The organism is Cyanobacterium sp. Dongsha4 (assembly GCF_036345015.1).
GTDB lineage: Bacteria > Cyanobacteriota > Cyanobacteriia > Cyanobacteriales > Cyanobacteriaceae > PCC-10605.
Window position 1 is genome coordinate 2723269 of record NZ_CP084098.1, and the last position, 24636, is coordinate 2747904.

At 38.3% G+C, this 24636-nt stretch carries 8 protein-coding genes; 6 read left to right on the forward strand and 2 right to left on the reverse strand.

Features of this window, described 5'->3' with window-relative positions; translation table 11 throughout:
- Positions 1-120: 120 nt before the first annotated feature.
- A complete protein-coding gene (locus tag Dongsha4_RS11820; RefSeq protein WP_330202574.1) occupies positions 121-12897 on the forward strand; it encodes a cadherin-like domain-containing protein in 12777 nt (4258 codons plus the stop codon).
- Between the two features lie 493 nt (positions 12898-13390).
- Here the strand turns inward: Dongsha4_RS11820 and Dongsha4_RS11825 are convergent, their stop codons facing one another.
- Positions 13391-14965 (reverse strand): hypothetical protein, encoded by a 1575-nt coding sequence (locus tag Dongsha4_RS11825; protein ID WP_330202575.1) that lies wholly within the window; start codon positions 14963-14965, stop codon positions 13391-13393.
- Positions 14966-15112: 147 nt separating this feature from the next.
- Positions 15113-19096: a hypothetical protein gene (locus tag Dongsha4_RS11830; RefSeq protein ID WP_330202576.1), complete on the reverse strand. Its 3984-nt coding sequence runs from the start codon at positions 19094-19096 to the stop codon at positions 15113-15115.
- 464 nt (positions 19097-19560) lie between these two features.
- Between Dongsha4_RS11830 and Dongsha4_RS11835 the strand changes: the two genes are divergently transcribed.
- From Dongsha4_RS11835 to Dongsha4_RS11855, 5 genes are all read left to right on the forward strand, one after another.
- A complete protein-coding gene (locus Dongsha4_RS11835; RefSeq protein WP_330202577.1) occupies positions 19561-20034 on the forward strand; it encodes a hypothetical protein in 474 nt (157 codons plus the stop codon).
- 310 nt (positions 20035-20344) lie between these two features.
- Entirely contained in the window at positions 20345-21268 is a 924-nt protein-coding gene (locus tag Dongsha4_RS11840) for a calcium-binding protein (RefSeq protein WP_330202578.1), read from the forward strand.
- Positions 21269-21808: 540 nt separating this feature from the next.
- Positions 21809-22021 carry a hypothetical protein gene (locus Dongsha4_RS11845; RefSeq protein WP_330202579.1) on the forward strand — a complete coding sequence of 71 codons (213 nt, stop codon included), beginning with the start codon at positions 21809-21811 and terminating at the stop codon, positions 22019-22021.
- 80 nt (positions 22022-22101) lie between these two features.
- Entirely contained in the window at positions 22102-23055 is a 954-nt protein-coding gene (locus Dongsha4_RS11850; RefSeq protein ID WP_330202580.1) for a calcium-binding protein, read from the forward strand.
- 450 nt (positions 23056-23505) lie between these two features.
- Positions 23506-24591, forward strand: coding sequence for a hypothetical protein (locus Dongsha4_RS11855; protein ID WP_330202581.1), 1086 nt, complete (start codon positions 23506-23508; stop codon positions 24589-24591).
- Positions 24592-24636 lie beyond the last annotated feature (45 nt).

The following is a 24636-nucleotide window of genomic DNA, read 5'->3' on the forward strand; positions in this document are numbered from 1 at the left end:
CCGTATTCATACATTGTTTATAGTAGCAAACGATATTAAATAGTATTAATTTATTCCCTTTTATTCTCAAAAATTTATTTTATTTTTCAACTTAATTTAACTCTTAGAAAGAAAAAAAATATGGCTGTTACAATAATTGACTCTAATCTCACTCCCTTCGAGTATATTTTTAACGAAGATAATTCCCTTATTTTTAATACTATTTCCCTTAATGATGATCCAAGTGCGATCGTAACTGTCACTCTCACGGTATCTAATGGCACATTAACTCTTGATACCAATGCTATACCGAATTTAACTTTTACAACAGGAGATGGAACAAATGACACTGCCGTAGAATTTTCTGGAACTTTAGCAAATGTAAATGATGCCTTAAGTGGTTTAGCTTTCGCTCCCAATGCTAACTTCAACGGTAATGAAACTCTTAGTATATCTATAAGTAGTAGTGTTTCTGATGGAATAAATCCGCCTATTGTTACCACTGACAGTCAAAATGTTTCTCTTTCAATTACTGCGGTTAATGATGATCCTATTTTAACTCCAATAAGTGCCTTAGCCGTTGATGAAGGAGAGGCTAACGTAGTTTTTACTAATGATCAATTTGGTTTATCTGATCCGGACATCATCACAGGGCAACAAGTAGTAACCCAACAGATTGTCAGTATCGAAAGTCTTCCCACTAAAGGTACTTTAAGACTAGATGGCAATATTTTAGTAGTTGGTTCTGTATTCTCTTATGATCAATTATCTCTACTAACTTATACCCATAATGGCGATGATGTTAGTCCTGGTGATACAGATTTTTTCACCGTCAAAGTTAATGATGGTGGTGGTGGTGAGTCTGCCATCACTCAAATTGATATTAATTTAATTCCCGTTAATGTAGCCCCCATCGTTGGTTTTGAGGAAGTTGCTTTTCTTGAAGGTTCAATTAACAACGTAAGAGCACCCATTATCGATTTGGGAGACATTGCCGACACTCCTGCTACTGCCACTGTAACAATTGATGCGGTAGATAATGCAGGTCAAGGAAGACTATATTTTGATACTAATAACAATGGTTTTTATGATACTGGAGAAGACTTAGTCGTTGGGCAAACCTTCACCGCAGATCAAGTTGATCAAATTAGATTTGATAGTAATGGTGCTGAACCAACTTTACCCTTACCCTTCTATACTATCACTGTTACTGATGCAGGTGGCGGTTTAGGTGCAGGAAATGAGTTAAGTACCACCGCTACTATTCCTGTATTTATCAATCCTGTTGATGACGATCCCACTTTAGGAGTTAATAATCCTTTAACAGTAGAAGGTGGAAGCACTACAGTTATAACAGATAGCTTTTTACGAGTGGATGATATTGATAGCGAAGCAAAAAATTTAGTTTATTCCCTTGATAGTCGCCCCACAAAAGGTGTTCTACAGCTATACATAGGAGGAGCAACGGGAGATAAAAATGATGATAATAATTGGGTTAACTTAGGTATCGGTGGTTTATTTACTCAAAAACAAATTGATGACGAGGATATTCGTTATGTTCATGAAGTTCATAGTACCAATGCCACAGATAATGATTCTTTCAGTTTCGTTGTCAGAGACTCCGCTTTAAGAACTATTTTTCCTATTGCAGATGAGGAGGGGGGGATAAGAAGTACACCTCTACCGTCGATCGATCCTCGTCCTTTAGATATTATCACCTTTAACATTAATATCAATAATCCACAAACTGATCCCCTAGTTACAAATCCTTCGGGTTCAACCACTGGTTATGGAGGTGATACGGGTACAAGATTAGATAATGCTCCTATAGTTGATGTAAATACTACTTTTACAAAAAATAACTCTCCTCAAGTTCCCGATGAAGGTGGTTTCAACGTCATCACTGATGAAATGTTAAATTACAAATTTGTAAACTCTGGAGTAACAGTAATACAGGATGAGCAAGTTGTTTATACTCTAAAATCTTTACCTGATAATATTGATCCTAGTGGTGGATTATTCAAAAATGGAGTTAAGTTAGTTATTGACTCTACTTTTACTCAACAAGATATTAATGATGGTTTAATCACTTTTGTTCATAACGACACAGAAAATTTTATCAGTAGTTTTGACTATTCCGTCAGTTATGGTGGTGAAATTCGCATTAATGATACTTTTAGTATAGATGTTAACCCTGTTAACGATACTCCTACCATTGGTCAAGGTTCTTCTGTTACTTTAAAAGAAGGAGAAGTAACCACCATAACATCTTCTCAATTAAGTCTTAATGATGTGGATGGTGATAATGGCAACTCAGATAAAGTAGGAATAGGTTTCGCTACCATCAATATCCTTGAATTTCAAGTAACGGCTCTACCGACTCATGGTACTTTATTTCTTGATGCTAATGGAAATGGTCTTGATTTCACTGATAATAATGGAAATGGAAAATTTGATCCGGGAGTAGATACATCAACAGAAATCATTACTACAACTCAATGGATTGCTAAACAAGACTTAATTGACGATAAAGTTAAGTATCTTCACGACGGCACGGAGAATTTTCTTGATCAGTTTACGGTTCGAGCAAGAGATGACCAAAATATACCTGAAGTTCAACCTGATAGTAGTATTAGTGGTAATGCTGTCATCAATATCGATATTTTCCCTGTCAATGATACTCCGATCGTACCTTTAACATCATCTACTGATCCTGCTAATGATATTACCATTCCCGATCCTTTTCCGGGGGAAGTTGCAACTGCTACCAATAAGGGTTTAGGTTTCGTTACTCCCTTAAATGAAGGTGATACTGGACTGATTGATAATAGTTTATTACAAGCAATAGATTCTGATAACAACAGTATTCAAAGACAATATCGCCTTACCCAGGCAGTCCAAAATGGCACGTTATTATTAGATGGTAAAGTCTTAGGGGTTGGCAGTACCTTCACTCAAAAAGATATTGATGATGGTAGATTAAGCTATAAACATAACGGCTCAGAAAACTTTACTGATTTTTTCCGTTTCACTATCAGTGATGGAAACAAAACTACCAATGTAGCACAATTTGACATTAAAGTTAATCCCCTTAACGACAAGGCAACTCTAGCTACTGCTACTACTACTTTTGATTTGGGTTCACCTGATCCCCTCGCTATTACGGGTATTAGCGTTGCAGATGTTGATTTAGTTAATGTTGTGGTGGGTGAAACCGATCGAATCCGAGTTACGATCGATCCTAAGTTAACTCAAGCCTATGGTAGTCAAAATAGTGGTGATACTTTTGATAGTGGTACATTGAATTTGACCAACACAACAGGTATTACTTTCATTCAAGGTACTAATAATACCCTAGGGAATAAATTAGTTATTGAGGGAACTTTAGCAGATATAAACAACGCTTTAGCCTCTCTTACTTATCAAACCAATACCGACTTAAACCAGACGATCGAGCTTAATGTAACTGTGGACGATCGCCTTTATGATGGTAGTGGTAATGTTATTGGGGCAAATGGTGGTTTATTAAATCAAAATCCTTCTGGAGGTACATTACCTTTAAATGATGCCAATAACACGATTACGAGAGTAATTAATATCAATGTTTCTACTGTTAACGAGGATACTGGAATCCTTAATGTTCCCGCAAATGTTACCGTTACAGAAGATGTAGCAAGTGGAGCAATTTTTAGCGGTATTGAAGTCAGAGATCCTGATACTTTTCAGGCAACTAATAATACAGTTCAGTTGTCGGTAACAAATGGTACTTTGTCTTTTAATAATCCTCCTTCTGGTTTTACCATTACAGGACAAGGAACAAATACTATTAATATAACTGGTACTTTTGAACCAGCATCCATTGATGCTTTGTTTAATGCCTTACGATATACGGGCAATGCTAATTTTAATGGTAGTGATACTCTAAATATTCAGGCTGTTGGACAAGGTAGTGTTGGACAAGGAAGCAGTAATATTGCGATCGCTGATATTCCTATTACTGTTACTCCTGTTAATGATACTCCCACTGTAACAGTACCAAATACTCAGATTCTGAATAATTCTAGTATTACTTTTAGTAGCGGGAACGGTAATCTTATTTCGATCGACGATATTAATGATTTCAACGTTACGAACACTCCTGATGCCGTAAATAATTTCCGAGTCACACTTACAGTCACAAAAAGTGGTAATCCTGATGGTACTTTAACAATCAATGGGGCATCTGGTTTAGTAGATAGTAATACTGATGCACATATTGTTGTCTTGGAAGGCACAAAAGAATCAATTAATCAAGCCCTTGATGGTTTAATTTATACACCCACAAACTCTAACTCTGATCTTGCCGCTACCCTGGATATTTTAGTGGAAGATTTAGGCAATGGCGGTACTCTTATCAGTGGAAATGGGGGAAATTTAACCGATCAAAAACAAGTTATTATCAATGTATCTGACATCAACGATCGACCCTTCTTTAATCAGTTAGATGGTACTTCTGCTAACCCTTACATTGAGAATGATGGTGCAATTATTCTTGATAGTGATGCTATCTTAAAAGACAATGAATTAGAATTATTCAACAACTGGCGCGGCTCAGTTTTAACCATTCAAAGAGGTACAGTTGATGGCAGTAACAATGGTACATTTACCCCTAATGCTGAAGATATTTTTGGAGGCTCAATTCTCAGTGGTGGTAACGTAATTGTTAGCGGAACGACGATCGGTACTTTTACTAATACTGGTGGTGTTTTAACCATTAATTTTAATAATAATGCTACTAACAGTTTAGTTGACAGTGCTTTACAACAAGTTACTTATCGTAATAGTACTGAAGATCCTCTACCATCCGTCAATTTAGTTTATACCATTAATGATGGTAACAGTATCAATGGCGATCCTATCCCTTCCGGTTCTCAAGGAAGTGGAGGAGCATTGAGTTTCAGTCAAGCTATTACCGTTAATATTACCCCTCAACCAGATGCACCTGTTATCACTCCGACTACGGGTAATGCTATCTTTACCGAAGCAGTGGGGCAAATTGGCAACAATACCGCTATCGATGTTGATAATGCCATCACTCTAACAGATGTGGATGATACCCAGATGACAAATGCCACTATTTCTATTAGCAGTGGTTTCACAACAGGGGATGTTTTAAATATTAACGGTGCTACTGTTGGGCAAGTTATCGCTGGTACGAATATTACTTTTGATAGTTATAATTCTGGCACAGGTGTTTTAACTCTTTCTGGCATAGACACAAAAGCGAATTATGAGACCGTTTTACGCTCTCTTACCTTCATCAATACTGGTGATGATCCCACTAATACAACTCGTACTATCACTTATAACGTCACTGATGCTAACTCTGATGGTGCTGGAGCGGCTACGGGTACAGCTACCAGAAATATTACGGTTATTCCTGTTAATGATGAACCCACTTTAATAAGTAATGGTTTAGATCCTAAATTTGTAGAAGGGAATAATTTTAAAACTCTTTTTAATAATTCGGTGACAAGTACCATTGAAGCGGGACAATTAATTAATCAACTTGTCTTTACTGTTGATAATATCCGAAATGGAACTTCAGAAAGAATACGTCTTAATGGTGTTAATCGTCCCTTGATTACTAATGTAACAAACCTAAATATCAATAATGGGTTTACAGCAACCATTAGTTACAATTCAGGCACAAGAATTTCAACTATTACAATTAACCACACCACTGGTGCAACTCCTGCTCAAATAGATGCTTTAGTTAATGGATTTGCTTATAGTAATACAAGTCAAGATCCGACGGCGGGAAATCGAGTGGTTACTATTACTTCCATCACAGATAATGGTGGTGTGCTTAACGGTGGTGATGATAACAGTAATCTTAATTTAGTCTCAACCATTGAAGTTATTCCTGTTAATGATCAACCTACTCTCAACGCAACAGGAGTTAGCAATGCACCCTATAACGAAAATGCTTCTGCTGTTGATCTTTTCAGTACTATATCAAGCAGTACGATCGAATCTGGACAAACTTTAACTCAGTTACAATTAACTGTTAGTAATGTCAGTGATGGAGTAAATGAAGTTTTAAATATTGATGGAAGTGCAGTTACATTAACAAATGGTAATACTATTAATACTACTAATGGTTATACTATCAACGTTTCTGAATCATCTGGAACTGCAACCCTAACCATTACAAAGACAGGAAATGCAACCACGGGTCAAATTAACAGTTTAGTTGATGGTCTTTCTTATCAAAATAACAGTGAAGCACCCACGGCGGGAAATCGAACTATTACTATCACCACTTTAACCGATAGTGGAGCTAATAATTCTTTTGATGTGGATGGTGTAACTTACAATAACGATAATTTTAATGAAAACGTTAACCGCATAGCTACTGTTGTTGTTAATCCTATTAATGATGCTCCTGTCTTAAATCCTGCTCCTGATTTAAGTCTCTCCACCACAGAAGATATAGGTATTCCCTCTGGGGCGGTGGGCTTTTTAATTGGTGACTTTGTCGATTTAGTTAATGGCAGTGGTAATGACAACATCACTGATGTAGATAATAACCCCTCCACAGGTATCGCATTAACTAATGCCAGTAATTTAGGGAAAATTTATTACTCTACCAATAACGGGACAAATTGGACTGAATTTACGGGAACTTTGTCCGACAGTAATGCTCTTTTATTGGCAAATGATGGAAATACCCGTCTTTTCTTCTCTCCGAATACAGACATTAACGGTACTTTAGCAAGTGGTATCACCTTCAGAGCATGGGATCAAACCACTGGCACGAATGGCGGAACTGCTAATACTACTACTAACGGTGGCACAACTGCCTTTTCCAACGACACAGACACTATTCGTATTCAAATTACCCCTGTAAATGATGCTCCTACTCGCACCATTGCTACCACCAACCTAGCATCAATTTTAGAAGACAATACTAACCCTGTTGGTGCAACAGTTGATTCTTTATTTAACCCTACTTTTTCTGATGTAAGAGATAACCAAATCGTCAATAGTGGTTCATCCCCCAACAATTTTGCAGGAATTGCCATCACCAATAACAATGCTAATGCTTCTACTCAAGGAGTTTGGCAATATTCTTCTAATGGTGGCACAAGTTGGACTCCTTTACCTTCTGTATCTTCTAGCAGTGCTTTTGTTCTAGCTCCCACTGATTTATTGCGTTTTGTGCCTGTTGCTAACTATCACGGCACTCCGGGGAGTTTAATTACCCGTTTAATAGATACTTCTTCTGGGGCGGTAACTTCAGGCACAACGGTCAACGTTAGTAATGATAATAGCCTTAGTGGTGGTACAACCCAGTATAGCAACTCCAGTAATGCTGTCACCTTAACCACCAGTGTCACCTCTGTTAACGATGCCCCTAGTGGTACAGATAATACCGTTACCACTAATGAAGATGCGGCTTATACCTTTACTACTGCTAATTTTGGTTTTACTGATCTTCCTAATGATTCGATCGCACCTAATAACCTTAATCGAGTTTTAATTACTACTTTACCCACCAACGGTACTTTAACTCTTAATGGTTCATCTATCACTGCTGGTACATTTATAAATGTTGCGGATGTCAGCGCTGGTAATTTAAGATTTGTTCCCGACACCAACGAAAATGGCAATAACTACGCTACTTTCACCTTCCAAGTAGAAGATAATGGAGGCACAGATAATAATGGAGTCGATTTAGATCAAACTCCCAATACTATTACCGTTAATGTTAATCCTGTTAACGATGCACCTATTGCCCAAGGTACAGTATCAATTAACCAAGAATCAGAAGATAATAATAATCCTAGCGGTACAATCATTAATAGTCTGATTCTCGATCCTGCTAACTATTCTGATAACCTCGACGATATAGTTACTGCCGTCGGTACAGATAATGATACACCCATGAGTGCGATCGCAGTTATTGGTAGTAATAACTATGTAGCAGGGCAAGGTACTTGGCAATATAGTAACGGCAGTGGCGGATGGATTAATATTCCTAATAGCGGATTATCTAATGCAAATGCTCTCATTATTCCCGCAGGAAGAGATATTCGTTTTGTACCCAATCCTAACTTCTTTGGCACTCCGGGTAGTTTAAACGTTCGTTTAGCCGATGGTACAAATATTTTAACTGCAAGTACCAGTTCGAGTGATTTTAAAAATCTTGGTACGGTGGGAGGTACAAGTGCATGGTCAAATGGTACTGTTACTATTACCACTAATGGTATAACTAATATAAATGATCGTCCCACTGCTACTAATACTTCCATTACAGGTGCAGTGGAAGATAATCCCACTCCTGCCCTTGATGTAACAGGTGCTAACTTTGGCTATAGTGATGCAACTGATAACCAAACAGGAATTACAGGGGGAGGTAATGCCAGTAGTTCTTTCGGTGGAATTGCGATCGTCGGTAACACCGCCGATTCGGCAACCCAAGGAAATTGGCAATATAACACGGGTAGTGGTTGGGTTAATGTGGGTTCGGTTTCCGATAATTCAGCTTTAATTCTCCCCGAAAATGCACAATTACGCTTTGTACCTAATGCTAACTTTAATGGCAATCCTGATCCTTTAAGTGTCAGAGTTGCAGATACTTCCCAAACTTTTGCTAGTGGCGTAAATATTACAAGTAATTTAACTCAGACTAGCACATGGTCAGAAGCGATCGACCTTTCAGCACCTATTAGTCCTCGCAATGATAATCCTGTTTTAACTGCTACTCATGGAAATATTTCCGTTACAGAAAATAACACCACTGGCACAGGAAACTCCATAGAACCTGTCAACTTACTCAGTAATTCTGATGTTACAGATATTGACTTAACCACCACCAATGGTTTAGCTTCTAATATTTTTGGTGCAGGTACTATTACAGCACGAATCACAGACGGGGTGAGCGGAGACATACTGCAAATTGATCCCAGTTTTACCCTACCTAATGGTGTCACAGTAAGTGGTGGTACAGGTAACATTCCTTTTCTTATCACCCTCGATGAGGATACCACTCTGACTGAGGTAAATAATATTCTTAACAATATTCAGTACAGAAGTTCTAGTGATAACCCCACTAATTTTGGTACGGATAACACCCGTCAATATAATATTTTTGTAAATGATGGGAATAATGTTCAAGGTGTAAACAACAATGCAGGAGGACTAAATCCATTAGACTCCGACACTCTTTCTGGGGGAATAGCGATTACACCCACCAATGATCCCCCTGTCATTGACTTTGATCCCACCGACTTGGGGACTCTTAACTATACCACTACTTTCACAGAAATGAGCGTTCCTGACACGGGGGCGAATGCGGTTAACTTCACTATTAATAACGGTTCTGGTACTAATGTTAGCGATCCTGATAGCACTGTTTTAAGTAACCTAACAATTAGTATAGACAGTAATACCATACAAACAGGGGATCAACTGCGTTTAGGTACAACGGTCATTGACTTAACCTCTGCCACAGGTTTTGGAACTGTTACCTATGGTGGTACAACTTTTGCTTACAATGTGTCTGATGTTAGTGGTCAGCGTACTATCACTTTTACTAATAATAGTGGTGTTACAGCTCCGTTAGGAGACTTTGAAACCCTTGTTGATGACCTGAAGTATAACAGTTCTTCCGATGACCCCAATGGTACTCGTGTCTTTAGTGCTACCGTTACTGATGACGGCAATCTTACCTCTGGTATCGCAACTTTTACTGTTAACTTAGTAGGGGTTAATGATTCTCCAACTTTTACAGACCTAGATAATTTAATCCACATAGAAGGTGAACCTGCGGAAATTTACGATAATGATGTGACTTTGAGTGATATTGATTCTCCTAACTTCAATGGTGGTTTTTTGAGAGTCTTTTATCCTAGTCCTCTTAATCCGGGAGGAGTGAATAATAGTTCATTCGATTCTGGTGATCAACTCGGTATCAATACCAGTGGTGATATAACTATTACTGGGGTAAATAATAATATCGTTAACTATCAAGGGCAACGCATCGGTGTCATTGTACCAAGTTTAGATGGACAGAATGGAACAGAACTCCGTATCAGATTCGATCGCGACGAGGCAACCCCGACAGCAGTAGAAGCATTAATCGAAAATGTTACATTTAACAATACATCAGATGATCCTTCTGCAATTGATCGAGCAATACGTTTTCTAGTTATTGATGGAGATGGACTAGATAATGGGGGAAGCGATCGCACTGCTTTAACCAGAACCATAACAGTTATTCCTGTCAATGATGAACCTACTCTTACTGCTACAGGAGATAATCCTACCTACACGGAAGGCGATCCCCCTGTAACCGTATTTAGTGGTGCTTCTGCTAATACTATTGAAGCAGGTCAAACCCTCACAGACTTTGAAATAACTATTACCAATGTCACCGACAGTGATGAAATATTAACCATTGATGGTACGGCTATCAGCTTAAGTAATAGTTCAGGTACAACTGCTACAAATGGTTTTAACTACAATGTTCATGTGGATGCTTCAAATACAGTTACCCTTACTTTTAGTGGAGGTAGTTTAGATACCACGCAAATGGCAGTCTTGATAAACAGTATGACTTATAGTAATACAGATCAAGACCCGAACGATATTAATCCCAGAGTTATAACTATTACCTCTCTTTCCGACAGTGGGTCTAACGGTACTACTTACACCGATGAAAATGGTAATAATTATACTGATGATAATATAAATGATACTTTGGCGATCACCTCAACTATAACCGTATTTTCAAACGAACCTCCCAATGTCCAAGGGGAAACGAATACAACTCCAGAAGACACGCCCTTAAATATCACGGCAAGTCCCTCCACTGGACTGTTAGCCAATGATAGTGACCCTAATGGTGACATCTTAAGAATTACCCAATTTAGCGTTGATGTTAATGGGGATGGAACTATTGGAGTTGCAGAAACCTTCAGTATCCCCCCTAACAGTAATAATAGTGTAACTAGCATTACCAAGAAAGTTAATGGTATAAATGTCACTGTAGGAGATTTAACTATTGATTCCAACGGTGGTTATATCTTTACCCCTGCACCTAACTTTAACGGAACAGTACCGATTGTCACCTATACTGTTAGCGATACACAGGGCGCTACGGCAACAGCGAATCTAAACCTAAGCGTTACTCCTGTTAATGATAGTCCTCTCGCAGATGATGTAACTTTACCCGCTATTGCTTCTAACAATACTAATCCCACAGGTACGCTTATAAGTAATTTATTTAACACCACTCAAAATACATATAATGATGAGCGCGATCGGGTGACGGGAGGTAGTAATGTTAATAACTTATTGGGAATGGCAGTTGTGGATAATGTTGCCAATGCTTCTACCCAAGGAACATGGCAGTATGAATATCGTCGTCGTTGGTATCCTATTCCTACTAATGCTATTACTTCAAACACCATTAATGACACCAAGGCGTTAGTTTTACCTGTTAACACCTCCATTCGTTTTGTTCCTGTAAATGGTTTTACTGGTACTCCTGAATTAGATGTCAGATTGATTGATAATAATACTGGTTCTGCTGGTTTATCAACAGCATACGGTTCAATTACTATTCCTACTTCTAATGTTAATCTGGGTAGTAAGAGTACGGGATTACCAAGCGGTAGTCCAACGAATGATACCAGTGCCATTAGTTTACTAGCAAAAGTCAGTATCAATGTTGGTCCAGTGAATACCCCTCCTGTTATTAATGATCTCGATGGGGATGTTTTACAGGTTACACCAACTGATCCTGCCATTATCATTGATGAAAGAACTATCGGAACTGTGTCAACCCTAGTGGATACGGAACTATTAAAAACTGGTGGTAAACTAACTATTACTCCTAGTATTTCCGCTTCCTTTGATGGTTCTTATGACCTCACTGGTGAAACACTATCTTTCAATACTGGTTCTGGTATAACTCTTGATACTAGCAATCCCAGTAATCAGATTATAAGTATTAATGGTCAGCCAATCGGTACTTTTATAGGAGGAGATGATGGAAATCCTTTAGTCATAACCTTTAGCAAACAACTTACGAATGGTGAAGCCAATATTTTAATTAGCAATATCACCTACGAAACTGATGGAGATAAAGGGGTACGATCGATTTCTTTCTTAGCGAATGATTCTCTCCTTAATTCCAATCTGGCAACGGCTTATGTCGTTATTAATGATACTCCAAATGGTTTCATATCGTCTTTTGACACCCAACCAGGTCCTGATATTATTGAAGGTACTGCACAGAATGATTTTATCAATGGTCGGGGTGCTAACGATATTCTTTATGGAGCTCAAGGAGATGATTTGTTAATGGGAGAAGCAGGAGGCGATCGACTCTATGCTGGAGATGATAACGATACTGTTTCAGGAGGAGATGGTGGAGACTTTTTGGCAGGGGAAAATGGTGATGATTTGCTGATGGGTGATGCCGGACGCGATCGACTCACAGGAGGTTTTGGCAATGATACCCTGATTGGTGGTGCAGAAGCGGATAGTCTCACAGGAGGAGGCGGTATGGATTATTTTGATTACCGCAATCTTAAAGACTCTATTTTGGGAACTTCTGCTGTTCCTCTTTATGATTTAATTGAGGACTTTAATCCCAATGAAGATAAAATTATTACCCGAAACTCTATTACCTTTAATTCTGGTATGTTGAGCGTTGCAGGTTTAACGGAATCAAACATTCAATCCGTGTTAACAAATACAACATTCGGAGCTGATACGGCTAGTTTATTCAAGTTGAATGATTCACCGTTAAGATATTTCCTCGCTATCAATGATTCTAATGCAGGGTTTAGTGCAACCACAGATAGTATTATCGAACTTAAAACCTTCGTGGGTATCGATTCAAGTGTTTTTGCTACTATCTAATCTCATAAGGGTTGAACAATCTTCAACCCCTATCTAGGTAGGTTTTTTTCATTGTCGGTTCAGTTGCTGAAATTTGCGATCGCTCTGTTGACTGCTACGCTCTATTTCTTGACTTAAATGTTTGAGTCTGAGATCAGTTTTTTGCAGTTGGCGATCGATTTCTTTCTGAGATTGAGCTAATTCTGCTAAAATTCTTCAAACATCATCGACAGTGGTGGTCATAACTGTATTTAACCTGAGTTTTGGATAAGCTGAAAGCTGAAACCAACTCGTAGTCAGAAAACCTTATAGCTTCTTCTTAGAAATAACGATAAAATTGCCTTAACCCGAACTAACGTAAAATCAATTTATTCAGCTTTTTTGTCAATAATTATTGCTTTTAACTCCGAACTCCGAACTCCGAACTCCGAACTCAGGTGACACCTAACCTTATCGGATATTCTTAAACCAAACTGAGGTTATTTACGTCAAATTGACTGTTTTATTTGTTTTTCTATTCTAAACCAGCACCCGCACCAGCACGGATGATAGAAACTTGCTCATGTAACTGTGTTGCTTGATCTAAAGCGAAACCAGCGGCCGCATCAAAATCCCATAACTGATCTGCGGCGGGAGGCCCTCCATCCACGACTAAATCATCTATGGTACTTAAGTTTGGGTCGATCGCATCAATGGTAAAACTTGGGGTGATTACTAAACAAGCAGAAGTCGTACAGTCTAAACTAGCATAAAATCCATTAGCAGTTCCTCCAGAAAAATAGAGGGCATTTGGAAGGCTTAATTCTCCAGTTACCGACTGCACTGCACCGTTGGGAAGAACTAAAGTCGCACTACCAGAAACAAAAGCAGAAGGACGATCATCTGGAGATAAACCATTTTGTCCAGCTCCAGCTCGAATAACAGAAACAACATTGGATAATTCTATGAATGGATCTGCATATGAATAAAGAATCGCTGCGGCAGAGGCATTCAAGTCAAAACTAGAAGGGGTCAAACTACTAGAAGGAGCAAAAGGATTACCCGGCAATACTTCTCCCGGAGTGATAGACAATTCTGTTATATATAAATAATCAGGTAGATTAACCGGATCTACTTCCAGATATTCAGGATAGATAGAAACACAACCAACATCCGCAGATGTACCGGGGGCGGCACATAAAGGGCTAGGGGCATTCCCAAAAAATAAACCTGCAGGTAATGTCATTTCGCCACTAACAGACATAGTTAAGCCATCAGGATTAGTCACAGTAATGCTACCCATTGCCCTAGCTTGGACTTGGGTTGAAAACACCCCCCCTGAGTCTTTTACCGCTCTGATGATAGATACTTGCTCTGCTAAAGTATTGTTCGGATTTGTCAATAAATTGGCGGCGGTAGAATGGAAATCAAGTATGCCAGGTTGAAGAATATCAATAGCACCAGCGTTAACAGATAATTCAGTTATTATGGGAGTAGGATTAGTCAATGGAGCTTCTACAAAAGGACTAATCTTAAAGCAACCAGTACCGTCAGCACAACCAGTTAAGCCAGGAGTTCCATCATCTATAAGACCCTTAAAGTATAGACCTGCAGGTAAAGATATTTCTCCACTAATTGTTTGCATTGAACCCCCAGGACTCATTAAAGTACTTTCCCCCGTTGCGATCGCCTGTTCTGTGGTAGGATTGCGCAAAAATTCGGGATTAGCTCTTAATATAGAAATAATTTGGGAAAGATTGCCCGTTGCATTTGCCAGTTCAATCGCCGCCTGTTGTTGTAATGTAGGGGCTAAATTATTAAAATCTATTCCCCCCGGATTTACCACTAACTCATAAGTTGGATTACCTTCAATATTGCTACCGCTTGTGCTAGGAACAGGAATTATTGTTAAGGTATTGCCAAAATTCCCCACAGGAACGGATAAACTACCTCCAACTGTTTGAATATAATCACCACTAGCACTGGGAATAAAATTAACGATCGCCCCTGTGGCTGTAGCTTGGGCATTGGCTTCTTTTGCTGTAGTGCTAACCATTGTTAAAGTTGTCAGCAGGGGGATAATGGCAGTTTTAATTTGTTTTATATTCATGATAGTTTGATAAGGTAATATATTCAAAAAGCAATACTAAATTGATGAGTAGTTCTAAATGTTATCGAATGACTTTAGCTCAAATTTACAGTAAATTCTCTCCCAAAACCAATTATAAGCTAGTACGCATCTAAATCGTCATTAGCCCTAAAAACGTAGATCTCCTTTTAAACTCCCGATGAAATCACCGCTTTCTGTCACCCCTAATTCTAGGCGCATAGAAGCCCTACTGTCAGGCATTTGATACTCAATAATACCTCCATAGCTTAATTCTTCTTCCCTACTGTTAAATCCCTGATTGAGATCTATATAGTTACGAACATAAGGACCTATTGAAAAGTTATCTGTAATTTTCTGAGTTGCTTCAAGACCATAATAAACAGTATTACCTAATTCTAAGTTTCCCCTGAAAATCGGTCCATTATTGAAACTGAATCTTCCGTTAATAAAGCCTACTACTTCGCCGTTTCCATACTGAGGAATAATACCTAATGCACCGGTAACAGAAGTGCCATAACTGCGAGTTTGACGAGAGTATGTATAAGCAAGGGTAATCTGCCAAGGGTTATTACCACTACTGGCACTATTCCAACTAAAGCGGAATAAAGGGCTATGGGTACTGATAGCTTTTAAGATATTATTTTCATCAAATTCAGGGGTAGAAAAATTAGCTGTGGCTAAAGCGTTAACATAAACCCCTATCCATGGTTCTTCAAAGCCAAAATCATTACGACTTAAATCCCCGACAGAGTTAGGATCAACGTTAAACCATACCCCTGTATTGGCTGTATAAGCCCAATCTCCTGATGTTCCACTATAAAGCCCTTCGATGGTGGGCAAATTTACATAGCCGTTAAAATATTTAATATCTATATCCCGAACAAAATCTCGTCGTAACACGAAGCGATCGTATGCTAAGTCAAAGGTTTTGATAGGTACAGGGTAGGTAGTTAAATAACGAGAATTAAACTCTTGGACAAATTTTTGTCCTTCAGGGCTAATTAAAATTACCTGACTACCAAAATTTTCGTTGATAGGTTGCCCTCGATTTTCAAACTCGGTAGGTTGCAAAGGAATTGTATTCCCCAAAAAAGTTAAAGGTCCAAAATCTCGATTAGAAAGCCTTGCGGACTCGATAAATGTATTTCCTTCCCTCCAATCACCTATATCTTGTTGAATGAATTGTACTGCCCTTTTGATATTACCCGTTCTTATTTGAAAAATGTCTGACTCATCAGGAGTAACATAGGTTGGGAAAGTGATAAAACCAGACACCTGATTTAAACTACTAGCAGAATTACCATAGCCGATCGTACTATTCAAGCGGACGTTTATATCTCGTCTTTGTTCTGATGTGGCTTTAGTGGCAATGGGTCTAAAAATTTCATTGTTATCCCTCCTTTCTCTGGCTTTTTCGAGACTCTCATCTAAAATGTGCAGATCCAAAGTGTGAAATACTGCTCCCAGCATCATACCAATACTAGCGTTAATACTTTGAGTCTCATCAACATTGTTTAAATCGTCTGAGAGGGTGACAGACAATCCGGGGTTAGTAAATAGATTATAAAAAACTGCCCCTATATCTTCTTGGGAGTATTGCAGTAAAAAACGATTATGTAAGCCACTGAAGTAGAATCTGTACCAGTCTTTTTGATCATTAGCAATTTCAAAGGTGTTAATCTGAGGCGGCTGGATTCCCATATTGAGCCAAAAAAGAGAATTCCAATAATGATAATTTTTCTCTCTTTCGCTTAAGAAAGGATTAACCAAAATATTTAATAAGTCTTGGTTGTCAAATTTTCCGTCTTGAGCGATTTTGATGCCGGGGGTGGAAGTAACCTCACGGTTAAAAATAGGAGCTGAACTTCCTGTAATAGGATTTGTCCAATAAATTCCTGCTTCTTCTAATATTTCTTTGGAAATAGTTTCTCCTCTTTTGAAGTCAATATCCGCTAATGCCGTTAAATCATTGGTAGGAAAACCTTGTAAGATGAGGGGGCTATTTTCTACATCTAAATTGCGAAATAACGCTCCTCCCCCTCTGGGATTGAAGGTGGAAGCGACACCGATTTGACTATCATTAACAGCTTGGGGAGATGGTAAAATAATTGTTTCTTCGCCCGTACCAATACCACTGGTATTGAATTGAACATCTCCTGCGGGTACTCCTTCTGGGTTAACTACTTCCCCTGCTAAACTAAGTACCTGAAAATTTGATAAATCCTCTACATTAAAGAGTCTTTGTAAGTCGTTAGGTATTACCCAAACTGCTTGATAACCAGAAAAACTCTGTCTTTGAGTTAATATTTGTCGTTGAGTAATATCTGTTTGTCTTCCTTCATAGATTGCCCCCCCTAAGATACCTGCGACACTACCGACAATGGTATTGTCTTCTAACACCCAGTACAATTGGTCTTTATAAGGATAATAACCAAAACCAAATTTATTCCAAAAGGGATTGCGATCGGACTCTCTTAAGTCTAAATTAAGATACATATCATCGATGCGAGGCTTAAAAATAAAAGGAGAAAAAGTGAGACTATCTGAACCTCCGATAATCCAAGGATATTTTGTGGCAGTACCACTTAAAGCCTTATCAATAAATTCGGCAACCACTTCAGGCGGTACAGTTATGGTATCGGGAGGCTCTTGTTCTGGCTCTGGAGGTTCATCTTGTAAGGGGTCAACGGGTAAGGTTCTAGGGTCAGGTTGACGCTCAAAAGGTATTAGTCTATCTTCTGCTAATAAATCGCTTTGGGCAAAGAACTGTTCTTTCGCTAAAGAGTAACTGTCAGAATTTTGCCAATTTTGATTCTGGTTCTCTGTGATATTTAAAGCTAGTGGGGGGATGGTAAAAGATTCATTAAGGGCAATTTGAGGAGTAAAAGCAGAGTTTCTCCTTTCAGGAAGAAATAATTGGGCTAAATCGTATTCTTCTATATTCTGAGCAAGGAGATTGTTATTAAAAGGTGTTAAACTGACCTCTTGGGCAAAATCCGCAGGATTGAGAGCAATTTGAGGAGTAAAAGCAGAGTTTTCCCTTTCAGGAAGAAATAATTGAGCTAAATCGTATTCTTCTACATTCTGAGCAAGGAGATTGTTATTAAAAGGTGTTAAATTGACCTCTTGGGCAAAATCCGCAGGATTGAGAGCAATTTGAGGAGTAAAAGCAGAGTTTTCCCTTTCAGGAAGAAATAATTGAGCTAAATCGTATTCTTCTACATTCTGAGCAAGGAGATTGTTATTAAAAGGTGTTAAATTGACCTCTTGGGCAAAATCCGCAGGATTGAGAGCAATTTGAGGAGTAAAAGCAGAGTTTTCCCTTTCAGGAAGAAATAATTGAGCTAAATCGTATTCTTCTATATTCTGAGCAAGGAGATTGTTATTAAAAGGTGTTAAATTGACCTGCTCATCAAAACTGTAAGGATTAAGAGCGATCCGCAAAGGGGCATCTTTGATGGGCGCATCTTGAGGTGGTGTGATAAATAGCTGTGCTACTTCATACTCTTCTATATTCTGAGCAAGGAGATTGTTATTGAAAGGAGTAAAATTGACCTGCTCATCAAAACTGTAAGGATTAAGAGCGATCTGGGTAGCAGTGCTTTGGGCGATCGCACTTTCAGGAATATACTTAACAAGACCATCATTGGAGTATTTTAAAAACTCCTGTTGCCTGTTGCCTGTTGCCTGTTGCCCACCTTCACCAGTGCCTTTTATTTCCTGACTGAGTATAAATGACTGAGCTAAATCATACTCTTCTATATTCTGAGCAAGGAGATTGTTATTAAAAGGTGTTAAATTGACCTGCTCATCAAAACTGTAAGGATTAAGAGCGATCTGGGTAGCAGTGCTTTGGGCGATCGCACCTTCAGGAATATACTTAACAAGACCATCATTAGAGTATTTTAAAAACTCCTGTTGCCTGTTGCCTGTTGCCTGTTGCCCACCTTCACCAGTACCTTTTATTTCCTGACTGAGTATAAATAACTGAGCTAAATCATACTCCTCTATATTCTGAGCAAGTTGATTGGGAAAAATACTCGAACTCACCTTCTCTGTCTCAACAAAATCCTCCCTATCCGTAAAAACCACTGCGTAGCTACTACCATTTTTTTGCAAAAAAAATATCAAAAATACAAAAAAATATAGAATATTTTTGCCAATACATCTATTTGTAAAAAAAGATAAAAACACCTCATACTTATTTTTTTTTTTCATATTAAACTTCTATTAATCATCTCGTGTTTTCTTTATAAACACTTTATAGTCATATATATATATATATGTGTGTGTGTGAAATATTTTTTTATTAATGTGAACTTTAAAGTTTATAGATTATAGATTATCAGAGAATAGAGATACAAGAGAAAATAACTTTAGTAAATTGCTTTATCGGCATTTTATATCATTTTATTTAAAATAAAAATAAATTAAGTGTAAAAAATATGATTTTTTATACCCTGATATTATATGATTAAATTGTGCTAAAAACAAAGACTAAATTTCCTTCTACAATATTGACAATGGAATTAGTCAATGTTATTATTTAGCAGTTTATTTATCGAATGCAACAAATATCTACTTAGGTATAAATCATGAGAAAAACTTTATTAGCTTTAGGTGTAGCAGGATTAGGCTCTTTATTAGCTGTTCCTGCTTTTGCTCAAACTTACGCTTCCGGTTCTTCCACCATCGTTTTAATGAACGGTGCTAGTCAGTCCGTTGGTGCAGAAATTTCCTTACCTACTGGTACTTACTTTACTGGTGGTGTCTCTGCAACACTAGGTACAGTTGCAGGTGCAGCCGTTGTTACCCCCACCTTAGAAACCCCCGGAGATCCTTCTTTAGTTGGAGAATCTGGTTTAGCTATCAACGATCAAAACTTCGCTGAATTAGTTGTCGATCCCGGTTTACCCGATTCCGTTGCTGGTTTAGGTGGTGGCTCTACTACTTTCACTGCGGCGGCAGCGGCTCAGTTAGATTCCTTAGATCTAACGACCAATCCTGCAGATCTTGCTTCTGTGGTTTCTATCATCCGTGCTGGTGCTGGAGTCGATGGTTTAGAGTAACTATATTTTTTCCCTTTTTGATGGTTGGTGCATTCTTTGTATCGATCATCATTGAAATAATTGGTAAAAGTTTCTTCAACCAGTCTCGGAGGGGAAAAGGAAAGTAAAAATTAATTCTTCATCATATTTTCACTTATAGCAAACAGACCGTTAGTGGGGATACTATCCTTTGAATCTCTAACCTTCGTACTGAACTTTACTAACTTTGATTGTCATTCTGAACGAAAGTGAAGAATCTCGGAATATCCTTATTAAATTGACGATTGCTATATCAATCATAGTATCGACAAAATAAAGGAGTTTAAAAATCATGGCAGTTTATAATTATACTGGCAATACGACTATTACCATTACAGACACGTTGATCACTGCAGGTTCTGGACCTGATACCTTAGTTGGGGGAGACTCTGCCATCGGAGACATCACGGCAACTAATAATATTGATGGTTCGGCTCTTACCGCAGGTCATAACTTATTAATAAACTTAGCTAGTACCCGTAGTACCATTCGTATTGATGATGATGACGATCTGACAAATGGATACGAAAGAACAGTGGGAACAAGAAATTTCTTCACCGGTACAGTTACAGGCGGTGCGGGGAATGATACCCTCCTAGGAAACAGTGCAGATAACATCTTTATCGGTGGTGCGGGAAATGACTACCTTGATGGTGGCAGTGGCGATGATTCTCTCGATGGCGGTGCTGATAATGATACTCTTATCGGTGGTGTCGGTGACGATGTCTTAACTGGGGGAACAGGTGTTGACTCCCTTAATGGTGGTAGTGGTGATGATAGCCTTACGGCTGGGGATACTGGTGGTAGCACCCTCGATGGCGGTAGTGGGGATGACTCTCTTGTTTCTGGTACTGGTGTTGACACGCTTATTGGGGGTTTGGGAGGTGACAGCCTAACTAGTGGCGGTGGAAATGACATTTTCCTCTATAATAGCTTAAGGGAATCTAGTTTAACCTATGGTGTTGATAATATCACTGATTTTACTACAGGCGACATTATTCGTACTCCCAATTTAGCAGACATTACAACCATTGGCACAAGTGTCGCAACAATTAGTACATTTGATGCTAGTACCATCTCCACTTTATTCAGAACTCAAGGAGTAGGGGCAAATCAATCTATTGTCTTCACCTTTGGTGGTCATGATTATCTTGGTATTAATGATAGTAATGCGACTTTTTCAGCTACCTTTGATGCCATTATCCAAGTTAGTTAGTCCTAGTATTCCTGAGTGATTCAGGTAAATAAAGAAAAACTAACTAAGTCAAATCGACCTATTTTTTTTGTTCGCAAGTCCCCCTTAATGAGGGGGATTTAGAGGGATATTGCAAAGTTAATTAGATACACACCTCCATTAGTAAAAAAAGAAATCAATATCTTAATTTTTGAACAAGAAAAGGTGTGAAAAATTACATAGTAAATCGAAGTCTATTAAACCCCTACCTTACTTTCATTAATCCTAAAGTAAAATAGTTGAGCTTAATCTTATATTAAGATCCCACCTGAGTTCGATATAAGAAAAATGGTAAAAGTTAAGGTGGGGAAGCATAGGAGGTGTGGAATAAGTATGGGAAGACAGAGTTTAAAAATGAGTAAAACAACCATTAAAATTAGTAAATAAGGTCGAAAAATCAATTTTAAATAGTTTCAACTCAATATTTGCCAAGTTTAACTCCGAACTCAGGTGATCCCCAACTCCCATTAATAAGGAAAAAATATAATTAAAACATTTACGAAATAAAAGGGTGAAAAAACTATGGCAGTTTATACTTACAGGGGAGATTCAACCATTGCTATTACGAATACTGGGATCGTCACAGGTTTAACAGGAAATTTTGATGATACTTTAACAGGTGCTACAAATACTGTCATTGGAGATCGCACTTCCACTAATGATATTGACGCATCAGGTCTTGGTTTTACCTATAGTATGCCAGTTAACTTAGTACCTGTAGTACCATCTTTATAAATAAAGTCTCTATTATTTAAGGGCAGGGAATATTTAAACATTAACTTAAAAAATTTAATTAAATAAGGAGTTTAAAAATCATGGCAGTTTATACTTATACAGGAAATGCAAGAATTATCATTAGTGATAGCCAAATCACTGCGGGTGCTACAGGAATTGAGGATACCCTAACAGGTTCAACAAACACCATTATCGGCGATCGCACAGCATCTTCAAACGTGATCATAGCTAATACCGTTGGAAGTGAATTAACAGGGAACTTATTAGTAGATTTAGCTAGTACCCGTAGTACCATTCGTATTGACGACGATGGAGACGGCAACTTCGATCGAACCGTGGCAACTCGCTTCTTTTTTACTCGCGCATCAGGAGGTAATGGTAACGATACTCTACTAGGAAACAGTGCGGACAACGACTTTACTGGAGGTAATGGTAATGATAATCTTCAAGGAGGTGCTGGTAATGATGGTCTTCAAGGAGATGCTGGTAATGACATTCTAATCGGTGGCTTAGGGGATGACACCTTAAACGGCGGTAATGGCAATGATACTCTTGAAGGCGGTAGTGGCAATGATATACTTGCAGGTATTGCTGATAGTAACATTCTTGACGGTGGTAGTGGTGATGATTCGCTTTTTGGTGGTAGTGGTACTGATACCCTTATCGGTGGTTTCGGTGCAGATACCCTAACTGGTGGAGGAGGGAATAATACTTTCACCTATAACAGTCTGAATGAGTCCAGTTTAACCTATGGTATTGACACTATTGAAGGCTTTAATAGTGCGAACGATACTTTATCTCTTCCTAGTGGTGCACCGAGTATTACTTGGGCAGATGGAAATTCCCCCGTCGCAATTTCTGCACTAAATGCCACAGAGATAACTCGTTTATTCAGAAGTGAGGGAGTGGGGGCAAACGACTATATTTTCTTTAGCACTGGTGGAACTACATATCTCGCCATTAACAACGCATCATCGACCTTCTCTAGTTCCCTTGATGCTGTTATAGCTTTTGAAAATCCTAGCTTCTCCTAGCTTCTAAAGTAAAGTCTCCCTTATTAAGGGCGATTTAGGCAGGGCTGTTTCAAAGTAGAAATACAAAAACGCTAAAACTATTGCCAGTAAAAGAATATAGGGTTTTAGAGCTTTGAGGATTAAGAAGTAGTTAAAAATGTTGAGATTATCAATTTATAACCATAAACCATTAAAAACTATTGCAAGAGTGCCTATTCCCTACCTGAGTTCGATGAAAAAAGTATCGAAAAATAAAGGGTTGAGAGTTATCATCGAGCCAATTTTGGAATAAAAAATTATTAAATTTAGGAAAAACTCATTTAAAATCAATTTATTCAGCTTTTTTGTTAATAATTATTACTTTTAACTCCGAACTCCGAACTCCGAACTCCGAACTCAGGTATTCCCTGCCTCTCTTAATAACAGAAGAATATAATTAAAACATTTACGAAATAAAAGAGTTAAAAAACTATGGCAGTTTTTACTTACACCGAAGATGCAACGATAATTATTACAGATACACAGATCACCGCAGGTCCTACAGGAATTGAGGACATTTTAACTGACGATATAAATATGGTGATCGGCGATCGCAATTTTATCAACAATATTGACGCTTCAGGTCTTACAAATAATGTGCTAGTGAACTTAGCGAGTATCCGTAGCACCATTCGTGTTAGTGACGGTAGGAGTGTTGGAACTCAAAATTTCTTCACTGGTACAGTCACTGGAGGAGAGGGCAATGATACTATTCAAGGAACTACGGCAACTAATACTTTAGTCGGAGGTCCAGGGGTTGATTACATAGATGGTGGTCGTGGGGATGATTTTCTCGGAGGAGGTCTTGGTAATGATTTTCTCGATGGTGGAGAGGATTTCGATACCGCTATTTTTGATGGTAAACTTGCCGACTTTTCTATTAGGATGGAAGATGAAGTTATCATCGTTAGTACAGACACTGAGACCGATATTTTAATCAATATAGAACTATTGATGTTCTCAGATCAGGCTGTTTTAGTAGAAAATCTACCCATAGAACCAACAGAACCAACAGAACCAACAGAACCAACAGAGCCGACAGAGCCGACAGAACCTAAAGTACCCATTGAAACACTATTCAATGATCCTTTATTCCGTTTCCAAAATAGCGATCATCCGAATGCCTACCTATATGCAGGGGAAACAGAAAGTCAGAGTGTTCGTGCCAATTATCCCAACTTTGTGGAAGAAGGATTTGCTTTTAATGTGAGTAACGAAGCGGATGATAGATTAATAGCCTTTTACCGTTTCCAAAATATGGCAGTACCGGGTTCGTACTTATACGCAGGAGAAGCAGAAAGTCAAAGTATCCGTCAAAATTATTCTAACTTTAAGGAAGAAGGTATTGCATTCTACGCTCTCGATGGAGGAGCAAATCTGGGAGTTGATATTTATCGTCTCCAAAATACTCAACACCCCGGTAGTTATATCCTTGTGGGAGAGGAGGAAAAAAACAATATTCTCGCCAATTATCCTCAATTCACACTAGAAGGAGTTGCTTTTGAAGTTTTTGTCTAGCTTATTCGAATTTGCTTGAGATATGTCCTCTATACTTGTACTCTT